Origin of the sequence: Microbacterium sp. ISL-103, assembly GCF_018613995.1 — a bacterium.
In the GTDB taxonomy this organism is placed as follows: Bacteria; Actinomycetota; Actinomycetes; order Actinomycetales; family Microbacteriaceae; genus Microbacterium.
In genome coordinates this window covers 1-11,757 of record NZ_JAGGPD010000205.1, presented here as the reverse complement: position 1 = coordinate 11,757, position 11,757 = coordinate 1, and the positions used below count along the sequence as shown (strand labels likewise).

Here is an 11,757-nt window from a genome sequence, read left to right as displayed (position 1 = left end):
TCGAATCGTCGGTTCGCGGCCGGCCCGACCATCCGGGGATCGTCAAGGGGCTCGACGGACCGATCCTCGTCGGCACCCGCCAGGGCCTGTTGATGACGGACGCCGGAACCGAGACGCTCGCCGACCGGATTCGGCTCGAAGGACGCGCGACGATCGAACAGTTGGAGCGCTACGGCGCGGACCTCTTCGAGATGGTTTCGCACCTAGAGATGCGGGGCGTGTTCCACCGCGATATCAAGCCCTCGAACCTCGCAGTGAAGCCGGATCCGGGTAACCGAAAGCCGCGTCTCACTCTGTTCGACTTCTCCCTGGCGGAAGAACCGCTCGCGAACATCCGCTCGGGATCGCGGCCGTACCTGGATCCATATCTCGGTGCAGGCGGACGACGGCAATACGACTCGGCCGCCGAACGATTCGCGATCGCCGCGACGCTGTTCGAACTCGCGTCGGGCGACCCGGTCTGGTGGCAATCTGGGGATGCTCCAGTCGGCCCCGAGGACGCGCCAGTCGTGCAATCCAGCATGTTCGACACCGGAGTCACCGACGGGCTCGTGGCCTTCTTCCGGATGGCCCTGTATCCGGATGCGAAGCATAGGCACGAGTCGCTCGACGCCATGCGCGGGGCATGGGCGGCGGCGCTCTCCGGAGCGATCGTCGATGACGGGGCCGCCGAGGCGAACGACGCGCGAGCGGATGCGGCGACCCTCGACACTCTTCTTGCCGACGCAGGCCTCAGCGCCCGCGCGCTTTCGGTCGTCGCGCGGGTTAACGCGACGACCGTGGGTGAACTGCTGGGTGTTCCCCCGATGGTCATCAATCAGATCCGCGGCAGTGGTCAACAGGTGCGCCGCGAGATTACCTCCCGCCTCCGGGAGTGGCGGGAGCGGCTCTCGCACACCACCGCGACCACCGAGGCGCCGGTGGCTCCCGGTCGTCGCGCCGTCGAGACGTTCTTGAGTGCGATCTCTTCTAAGCCGGGAGAATCTCCGGAGGACCGTTTCAAGCGACTCCGCAAGGGTGGGACGCTCAAGACGGCGGCAGACGATGTGTCCCGTTGGCTGCGCGATCTCGAAGGAATTGCGACGGTCGATGAGCTCGCGGCGAAGCTGTTGCGCGAGTACGGATCGACGATCGATGACGAACAGCAGCGCACGAAGGTCGCCACCGCCGTCGTGCAGGCGATCCTCGAATTGGATGCGCGGTACCGGGAGCCGAAGTTCGTTTTCCAGCGTGCGGCAGACCGCACGCGCATCGTGGTGGCCTACGCCCCGGACGACGGCTCTGGCCTGAGCTTCGACGACGCGGAGACGCACCTCGAAGAAGTCCTGCGCCGGGCGGTGATCGTCGATGAACTGCTTGCCGCAGAGGACGTGGTCGCGTCATCACGCCTCCGCGAAACGCTGCGCGGAGAGGATGCTGCACGGCTGCGCCTGAGCGATGCACGTATCGCCCAACTCGCCATTGGCTTGTCAGCAGAGGGACGGATGTCGTCGATGGGGGAGGCCTATCGGTCGACGCTGTCTCCCGAGCGTGCGGTCGAGTACGCGTTGCGGTCGGCCGCCACACGCGAAGTGGCGGTCGTGACGATCGAGCAGCGGGTGCGTGCGCGCTTTCCTGCGGTTGCCAGCATCCCGTCGCGCCCGAACCTCGACAGAGCGGTGCGTGCGGCGATGCCGCATCTGGAATGGCGTCCAGATCTCGGCAAGTACGCGATACATGCGGCAGATGGGGGATCGGCCACCGCGACCGGGTCGTCGACGACCTGGGGGCGCGCGGCAGGTGACCCCGCAGTGGCAGCACGGTTGCAGGGATCGATCCGAGATCGCAGCGCCCTCGTGCTCGTCGTGTCTCGACGTCGGCCCGTTTCGCTCGCTACCTCGATGCTCGCGCACGGATATGACTTGCGGGTTGTTGATCTCGCAGATGTCGCTCTCGGGGCACTGCGCGCGGCCGCTGATGAGCACAACATCCAGTGGCGGGTCGTGCTCGGCGCCGATGGTCCGGACGCCGGCGCCCAGGACCGCCGCAACCTCCAACAGCTCGCCCGCCGCGCCATCACGCCAGCGTGGAACGAACTGATGGCGTCGCCGCAGCCGACAGTCTTCCTCAATGTTGCAGTGCTGGCACGCCTCGGCCTGATCGATCTCGTCAACGCGGTGATGGACATGTCCACCCCGCGAGCGGCAGCCCGCTGGTTCGTGCTCCCCCGACCTCTGTCGGGCAGCACGCCTGACCTCGACGGTGTGCCGATGCCGTACGGCGCCGACGGCTGGCTGGAGCTCGCGCCCGAGTCTGCCTTCGCACCCGCTTCTCCCGTGGACGCAGGACCTCCCATGACTGCCCTTGCCGAGAACACTCCTTCTCTCACACGAAAGGTCGATGCCCAGTGATCGACTCCGCCACGCTCCTCGCCGACCTCAAGCGCGAACTCAAGATGCTCGAGGCGGACCTTCGTGTGCGTGCCGAAGACGAGAACAATGCATGGGGTGCGCGACTTCGGGATGAGTACACGCGGGCGAAGGAGAAGGAGCGGACTGGGCTCGCGTGGATCGATTGGCGTGATGGAGAGGTTGCGCAGGCGGGCGTCGCCTGGATCATCGCGAGTGTCTTCATCCGGTTCTGTGAAGACAACGGGCTTCTCGTCGGCGCGACGAACGCTGGGCGAGCGGTGTCACAGCCGTGGATCGCGGCCCCTGGCGAAGGTCTGGAGCGTGCGGTGGAGAACGAAGCCGCCTTCTACGCAGCGACGCCGACCATGACCTCGCGAGACTGGCTGCAACAGGCGTTCGGCACGCTCGCGGACCTGCCTGCTGGCGGCCCGCTGGTGGACCGCGCTCACTCGGCCGTATGGCACGCCGAGATCTCGGCGACTGCCTCCGATGGGCTACTGGCGTTCTTCCGGCGCACCACACCCGGTGGCGCGCTCGTCCACGACTTCAGCGACCCGGAGCTCGGCACTCGCTTTCTGGGCGATCTATACCAGGACCTGTCCGACCACGCGAAGAAGACGTATGCGCTGTTGCAGACTCCAGTGTTCGTCGAACAGTTCATCCTCGACCTCACCCTCACGCCGGCGATCAAGGAATTCGGTCTCAACGGACTGAAGGTGATCGACCCGGCCTGCGGCTCGGGACACTTCCTGCTCGGCACTTTCGACAGGCTCATAGCCGAGTGGTCCGAGATCTCGCCCGGGCTTGACAAAGGCGCCCGCGTGCAGCGCGCGCTCGAGTCGATCCACGGTGTCGACCTCAACCCGTTCGCGGTCGCGATCGCGCGGTTCCGCTTGACCGTCGCGGCGATCAAGGCGGCCGGGATCCAGACCCTCGTTTCAGCACCGGCGTTCCGGTACCACCTCGCGATCGGCGACTCGTTGCTCGGAGGGCAGAGCCCAGAAGCGAAGCTCGACATGGGCGACGATGAAGATTTCGCTTATCAGGCGGAAGACCTGCGGGAGCACGCGAACATTCTGGACCAGGGCCAGTACCACGTGGTTGTGGCGAACCCGCCGTACATTCAGCCTCCGGATGCGAAGCTACGCGACTGTTATCGTGCGCGCTACTCGACGTGCCACGGTAAGTACGCGCTGTCGGTGCCGTTCATGGAGCTGCTGTTCCGCCTTGCCAAGCAGCCCGATGCTGCAAGTGGTGCGGGCCACGTGGGTCAGATCACGTCGAACTCTTTTATGAAGCGCGAGTTCGGCAAGAAGCTGATCGAGAAGTTCCTGGCGGGTACCTATACGGGAACGACCCGCCCGGAGTATGTCGATCTGAGTCACATCATCGACACATCGGGTGCCTACATTCCGGGGCACGGGACGCCGACGGTTATTCTGGTCGGTCGACCCCGCAAACCGCAGTCCGATGTGGTCCGTGCGGTGCTGGGCGTACGCGGTGAGCCGGGACAGCCCGCCGACCCAGCTCAGGGCCTGGTCTGGCGCGACATCGTCGATCACGTCAACTCTCCCGGCTATTCTGGCACGCACGTTACTGTCGCCGACATGCCGCGAGACACCTATTCTCGCTTTCCCTGGTCGCTGACTGGTGGTGGGGCGGGTGAGTTGAAAGCACTGGTAGAGGCGGCGCGTGAATCGCGCCTACACGATGTAATCGAGAGCGCCGGTTTCGGTGCGATCACTGGTTCAGATGATTTTCACGTACGGGACGCGCGGGTTGGCGCATCGTTGTGGGAGCGCGCACCGATGCGGCCTTACATTGAGGGCGAAGGTATTCGCGATTGGAGAGTGCACGAGTCGCGGCTCGTGCTGGATCCATATGCGCACGGCACTCCGGCGAAGGACTCCGCGACGTACTGGCCCTATCGTCGGTCACTCGATGCAGTGATCTTCTTTGGTCAGAACCCCACGGAGCGTGGCCAATGGTGGGGAGAGTACGCTTTCGCCCACCCGGGGCGGCTGAATAGCGATCGCCTGCTGACCTTCGCATTCGTTGCGACACATAACCATTTTGTTTTATCACGTGGCGCGACGGTATTCAACAAGTCGGCACCGGTTATCAAGCTGCCCGAGGGTGCTACCGAAGACGAGCACTACGATCTGCTCGGGGTGCTAAACTCCTCCACCGCATGTTTCTGGCTCAAACAGGTAAGCCACAATAAGGGAGGGCCTGGAGGGGGCAGTAGCAAAGACGAAAAGTGGCGTGACTTCTACGAATTCACGGTGACGAAATTGCAAGAGTTCCCGGTGCCACCAATGTCGCTCGGAGCCTATGCTGTCCGTCTAGATCAGCTAGCAGCCGAGTCCGCGTCGCTACTGCCACAGGCCCTGGCGAAAGGCGCATCACTCAACGAAGCGCTCCGTAAAGCTGGCGAACGCTGGGCAATAGTGCGCGCGCTTATGGTGAGCGTTCAAGAGGAGTTAGATTGGGCAACATACTCGGCCTACGGGTTGACTGATCTGGTCGCAACGGCTCCGGTCGATGTCGAACAGGGCCTGGAGGTCGGGGAGCGGCCAGCAGAGATCGTGCTTGCGCGCAGGGTTGCAGCAGGGGATCTGGTCACGCGTTGGCTCGACGAATTCGCGACAGTGTCGGTGACGGAGGTGCCAGATTTTCCCGATGTGGGATACGCCGAGCTCGTCGAAAGCAGACTCAATGAGATCACGAGAAATGCCGCAATTCGACTGCTCGAGACCCCGGACTTCAAACGCAAGTGGGAGACGCCAGGCTGGGACGTCCTTGTGTCCAAGGAGATAGTGAAGGAACTGCTCGAGCGGTTAGAGGCACCGGAGCTTTGGCTAGACAGCTCCGAGCGTCCCCTCGCCAGATCCGCGGCGCAGATTGCAGATGCGTTGCGTCACGACGAACGAGTGCGCGAACTGCTGACCATTCACACTGGATCTCAGGACTGTGACTTGACGACCGAGGTTGGCAAGCTCCTCGCAGGTAAGGCCGTCCCAGCGTTCGCACCCTTGCGATACAAGCCCGCTGGAATCGAGAAGTTCCGCGCATGGGAGCGCACGTGGGGACTGCAGCGTGCGGAGGATCGCGGCGAGCAGGTCGCGGTGCCCGTGCCGCCGAAGTATGCACAAGCGGACTTTCTGAAGCCGACCTACTGGTCGGCCCGAGGCAAACTTGACGTGCCCAAGGAACGCTTCCTCTCCTTCCCCGGATCGCGACTTCCTGACGACAACACCGAGCTATACGGGTGGGCGGGCTGGGATCATGCTGAGCGTGGGCAGGCGATCGCGCGCCTAGCGAACGACGTGGCTCGCTCCGGCGCCCCGGAGGAGCAGGTCATCCCGCTCGTGGGCGCCCTTATCGAACTGCAGCCGTGGCTCGACCAGTGGCACAGCGACATCGACGCACGGTCGGGCGTGAGCCCTGCATCCGCCATCTCTGGCGCCATGACAGCGCTCCTCGGCCGACTCGGAATCGGCGCTGACACTGTGCGCGCGTGGCGCCCGGCGCCCGCAACTCGTGGAAGGAAAAAGGCATGACCTTTACCCTCAGTTCTCCGCTTCGGGAGCTCATCGATCTGCCGAAGCGGGTTGAGGCAGCCGACTTCGTCATCAAGCTCGACGAGGGCGTGGCGCGACATGAGCAGACCATCCGCGACTACGTCGTCACAGCCTCGATCGCCGACGCGGTCGGTGAAGGGCTCGATCTGGTCGCCGGTTCGCTCAGCAGGCAGTCATCGCGTGGTGCGTTCCTCGACGGATCGTTCGGTTCCGGTAAGTCGCACTACATGGCGGTGCTGCACCTGTTGCTTTCCGGAGACATCCCCGCGAGGCAGATCCCCGGGCTGGAAGCAGTGGTCGCGGCGAGGCAGGAGACGCTCGAACGGCGCCTTCTCGTCCTCGATTACAACCTGCTCGGCGCAAAGTCTTTCGAGGATGCGCTGTTCGGCGGGTACATCGCGACCGTGGCGAAGAACCATCCGGATGCACCCGCGCCCGTCCTGCATGTGAGCGACGGACTGCTCGCCGATGCGCAGTCGCTTCGCGAGCGCATGGGCGACGACTCGTTCTTCGACGGCCTCGGCGGAGGAGACGATGCGTGGGGTGACCTCGGCGCAGCATGGGACGCGGAGACCTTCGACGCGGCCGCGAAACTGGAACCGGGAAATCCTGATCGCGATCGTCTCGTCGGGGATCTGGTCTCGTCTTATTTCAAGGCATCTGTCCGGGCCGGGGAGTGGCTGCCCATGGCGGACGGGCTTCGTGCGATGACGGCCCACGCGAAGAGCCTCGGCTACCAGGGACTCGTGTTCCTCATCGATGAGATCGTGCTGTGGCTCGGTCAACACCTCGCCAACCAGGACTGGGTGCAGAACGAGATTGAAAAGGTCGTGCAACTTGCGGAGAACGCGGCAGCCAACCTGCCGATCCCGATCACATCGTTCCTGGCACGACAGCGAGACCTCCGAGACTTCATCGGCTCGCATGTGGCGACGGCGCAGCGAGTCGCTCAAGGGCAGCTGTTCGCATACTGGGAAGACCGGTTCGACAAGATCAAGCTGCAGGCGGCGGACCTCCCCAAGATCGTCAAGCAGCGATTGCTGCGCCCTGTAGATTCTGAAGCTGGGTCGACTCTCGGGACCGCGCTCGCCGAGGTCAAACGCGACTACGCCGCGTGGGGGTATCTGCTTTCCGATGAGGCGAACTCCGACGAGAAGGCCTTCGCCGACGTCTATCCGTTCAGCCCCGCACTCGTCGACACGATGGTGGCACTGTCAAGCCTGATGCAGCGCGAGCGCACGGCGCTCAAGCTCATGGCCGAACTGCTCAGCGACGGGCGCGACACCCTGCTGGTGCGCGACGTGATCCCGGTCGGCGACCTGTATGCACCGATCGTGCTCGGCGGATCGCAGCCGCTCACCGACGAGATGAAGCGTCACTTCGCGATCTCGGCGAAGTTCTATCGGGACAAGATGCGGCCCTATTTGCTCCGCAAGCACGGGCTCAACGAGGGGCGAGCAGCAGACCTCGACCGCGAACATCCCTTCACGACGGAGGACCGGCTTGCGAAGACGGTCCTCATTGCAGCCCTCGCTCCCGAAGCCACCTCACTCGCGAACCTGACCGCGGCGAAGCTCGCAGCGCTCAATTGGGGCACGATCACAGCCTTCATTCCGGGCGACGAGGCAGGTCAGGTGCTCGGCACCGTTCGCCAGTGGGCGACGGAATTCGGCGAGATCAGCATCGGGGACGGGCACGACCCGATCATCACTGCCACGCTCAGCGGAGTTGACTATGACTCGATCTTGGATGGCATCGGCCCAGAGGATAACCAGCAGACCAGGCGCGAACTGGTGCGTCGTCTCATTGCTGAGGAGCTGGGCCTCCCCGCTGTCTCGACAAGTCTCATTGGGTTGCAGCTTGGCCATGTCTGGCGCGGACAGAAGCGCTCCGTGACGGTGAAGTTCGGCAACGTACGTGATGAGCAAGACGTGCACGACAGTGATTTGATTCACGGCGATGACCAGTGGCGGGTCATCATCGATTTTCCATACGACAGTGGTGACTTCTCGCCGGCCTATGACGTCGCTCGTCTCCAAAACCTCCGGGATCACGGTCGGTCGGCGAACACGATCGCGTGGATCCCGAATTTTCTCTCGGACGCAAGGCAGGAGGATCTTGGGAAGCTCGTGCTGCTCGACTTCCTGCTCACGGGGGGCAGGTTCGATGCCAACGCGGCTCACCTGCCTCTTGCTGATCGCGGCCCCGCGAGGCAGACGCTCGAAGCCAGGCAGCGCACGTTGCGAGACAGTCTCACGACGGCTCTTCGGCAGGCTTACGGGGTACACGCACCGGAGGAACTCAATGTCGGGTCTGATCTCTCCGGGAATCAGATCTTCTCTCCGCTTGTGGACGGTCTCACCATCGCTCCGCCACCGACCGGGACTTTGCTCACCGGCCTGAGGCATGCGATCGACACGGCCTGGGCGCATGAGTTCCCCAATCATCCTGATCTCGGCGCGGAGGAAGTCTCGATCCGGCGGCTCACTGACGCTCTTGAACTCGTCACCGCCACCATCGAGGCGGGAGGGCGCCGACAGGGGCTCGGCCAGGCGGAGCAGAAGCTTGCCCGCGAGCTCGTGATGCCGCTCCGGCTTGGTGCCCTGAATGAGAACGTCGTGGTCGTCGACGGTGCGCATTTCGGTTGGACCCGGGACTTCGCCCGTTGGGAGGGTGAACTTGGTACTGAGATCACCGTGGGTGCCCTGCGCTCCAGGCTCGACGCATGGGGCATGACCACCGCGATGGAGAACGCCGTTCTGCTCACGTGGGCGGTGCTCGGCAACTGGGAGTTCGTCGGCGTCGGGCGCCCGAGCCTGCAATCGCTCCCCGATGGTGCACCCGCGCGCAAGGCCAACCTGCCGACCTTCGAAGATTGGGAACTCGCCAAGCTACGCGCGGGCGGATTGTTCGGGTTTGCACCCGAGTCGAACCTGACGCCTCGTGCTGTCGCTCGGTTCGCTGCAGATGTGCGCTACAAGGTTTCGGCGAGCGCTGTCGCAGATCTCCTTGCGCAGCTCGAGGCTCACGCCGCGGTGCTCGGTACGGAGGTCGCTGGGGTGGGCCGGGTTGCGACGGCTCGTCGGGTGAACGACCTGATCGCCGAGGTAACGAAGGCGCGCTCTGATAAGGACGTCATCGAGACGCTGGCGACCTTCGACCTGCCCGACGAACTCAGTGCTTTCGGGCGCACCTTTGGTTCTGCGGAGCGCTTGGTGCGCGAATTGAGCGGCCTCGACTGGGGCATGATCGATGCCGCAAGGTCTCGAGCGGATGCCTCGTTCGAAGCGTTGCTCTCCGAGCTTCGCGCCGCCGCCGCGGTGGATGAGTCGGTCGTGCCCCTCGAGCCGAGGCTGAAGGACGTCGCGGTCAAGGCGCGGTCGCTTGTGGTCCAGGCGGGGCCAGCGTCGGTCGCTCCTCGGCCGGTCGTGCCTGAGCCTGGTCCGACGGATCCGGGTCCCGAGCACGGGGCGTCGTCGGGCACGCGGTACGCGGCTTTGACCGACCTCGACCGAGTGCTCGCCGAGCTGAAGGAAGAGATCGGGAGCACGCATGCTGCCGGAGTCACCATCAGTTGGAAGATCGACTGAGCAATGGCCGCATCCGTTGTCACCGAGATCGCCCTTCGTCAGCACGTGGACGCGTGGCTGTCTTCTGCGCGCAGACAAGCGCGCACGTTACTGGTTCGTGCACAGCCGACTTGGACTGGTGCGCCGGTGATCGTGGTGCGTGAGACCCCGGTGCGGGTAGTCGAAGGAGTTTCGGGGTTGGCGGTGCTCGACGCGATGCGTGCCGCGTCGGATGATGAGGTTGTCGTCGTTCTCACCTCCCTGACGGAACGCGAGCTCGGCTCGGCCGTCGTGCTGGATGCGTATCGCCAGAAGGTGACCCCGCTCGACGAGTGGAGCTTGGTCCCCGGGTTGTTCGGCGTCCGTGAGCAGAACGTTCCGCGTCACGTGCAGGAACTGGGGCAGTGGGTCGCGGGGATGCTCGCTACGCTACGACCGGAACGAGGTTATCCGCCGGCTCCGGGTGCAGTCCTCACGCCGGACCACGTGGTGCGGTCGCTGATCCTCGCGACGTTGGGACTCAGCAGACTTGACGACCTCGATCTGGTCACCGTGCTGGCGCCCCTCGACGATCCGGGTGTGCGCGCGAGGGTTCGAGAGCTGGCTCCCGAAACTCGCCAGGCTCTGATGCGTGCCGTCTCGACCTACATCGGGGCCGACTTCGCTCTGGCAATGCGCGCGGCCGCGGGCGGAGGGCACGTCTCCGCGATTGCTGTCGGGCTGGTCGCCGGCGAGCTGTGGGGTTCCGGTGCGGTGGCATCCGATACGTCGACAGCGGCCGCACGGGTGCGAATCGAAACGTACATCGGCGGTGGGGTCCCCGCCGATGCCGCCCGTCGGTTTGGCGATGCATCGCGGCGGGTTGCTCAGCGGCTGCTCGCTGATGGGAATGGGCGCGAGGTTCTCGACCAGGCTGAAGCGCTCTGCGCGGAGCTCGATTGGGTCGCGGGGGCGGAGGCCTCCGATTTCCTGTCAGCAGGCCTCCGCGTGCGGGTGGCGGCGCTTGCCGCGGCGATCGAAGCATCGGTGGAAGCACCAAACCTTGACACTGCGGCCGAGGTGCAGCGGGCCTTCGCGGCCGTCGAGCGGCATCACGCCGCCTCGACGATCGGACGTTCGCTTTCGACCGCAGCGATGGCCGTTCGTCTGGTGCGCTGGCTAAGTGGGACCCGCCTGGCCCCCGCGAACTTCTCGACGGCGCTTCGGGCCTATGAGGCAGATGGCGCGTGGGTTGAGCGTGCTCTCGGCGACATCTGGGACGGCGATCACAATCAGACACTCGCGCACGCATATGGTGCCCTCGCTCATGCGGTGCAGATGGAACGCCGCGAGCACGACCGCTTAGCGGCCGGACTTCTCACCGGCGGGACCATCGCGGATGATGCTGTTGTCGGGGTCGAGGACCTGCTGGCGAAAGTCGTGGTGCCCCTCGCCGCCAATGACCGCGTGCTGCTCATCGTGCTTGATGGAATGAGCTTCGCGACCGCGACAGAGCTGGCCGCCGAACTGCCGGGTCGCGGCTGGTCGGAGATCGTGCGTTCGACGAACCTGCGGCGCGCGGTCGCCGTCGCGGCTCTGCCGACGATCACGGAGTATTCGCGGACGTCGCTGTTCGCCGGAGAGCTACTCGCGGGTAATCAGATGACTGAGAAGGCTCGTTTCGCTGCTGCGGTCGGAGGCGTCGCCTTCCACAAGGACGACCTGAGATCCGAAGCAGGGCAGGCGCTCCCACCGATCGTCACGGACGCTATCGCCGATCACGGACGGAAGGTCGTGGGTGTCGTCCTCAACACCATCGACGACGCTCTCGCGACCGCCGAGGTCGACTCACTCCGCTGGCAGGTGGACCAGATCGCCAATCTGTCAGCGTTGCTGGGTGCCGCGCAGGATGCCGGCCGAGTGGTGATTCTGACCTCCGATCACGGACATATGGTGGAGAGGGGCAGCGAGCTGCGCAGCACGCCCGGTGCGGCGGCACGCTTCCGGAGCCCGGAGACAGGCCCGGTGCAACCCGATGAAGTGCTGGTGAGTGGCCCTCGCGTGCTTATCGACGGTGGCGAAAGCGTGCTCGCGGTGTCGGACGGTGTGCGTTTCGCCGCGAAGAAGTCCGGATATCACGGCGGTGCGGCACTCGCTGAGGTGGCGATCCCGGTGGTCGTGTTCAAGTCAAGTGGCGCCGGTGACCGGCATGGTTGGGTTGAGGCTCGTCCGCAG

The 11,757-nt window shown here is 64.8% G+C and carries 4 protein-coding genes; all 4 read left to right on the top strand.

Going from position 1 to position 11,757, the window contains the following annotated elements; genetic code table 11:
- Positions 1–2,390: protein kinase domain-containing protein (locus J7E68_RS08465; protein ID WP_215171682.1), on the top strand; the 2,390-nt coding region annotated here is incomplete at its 5' end.
- On the top strand, positions 2,387–5,953 hold the full coding sequence (gene pglX, locus J7E68_RS08460; RefSeq protein ID WP_215171680.1) for a BREX-2 system adenine-specific DNA-methyltransferase PglX: 3,567 nt from the start codon (positions 2,387–2,389) through the stop codon (positions 5,951–5,953). The genes J7E68_RS08465 and pglX, both read left to right, overlap by 4 nt.
- Positions 5,954–6,465: 512 nt before the next feature.
- A complete protein-coding gene (locus J7E68_RS08455; RefSeq protein ID WP_215171678.1) occupies positions 6,466–9,564 on the top strand; it encodes a hypothetical protein in 3,099 nt (1,032 codons plus the stop codon).
- A 3-nt stretch (positions 9,565–9,567) separates the two neighbouring features.
- The coding region (gene pglZ / locus J7E68_RS08450) for a BREX-2 system phosphatase PglZ (RefSeq protein WP_215171676.1) at positions 9,568–11,757 on the top strand (2,190 nt) is incomplete at its 3' end.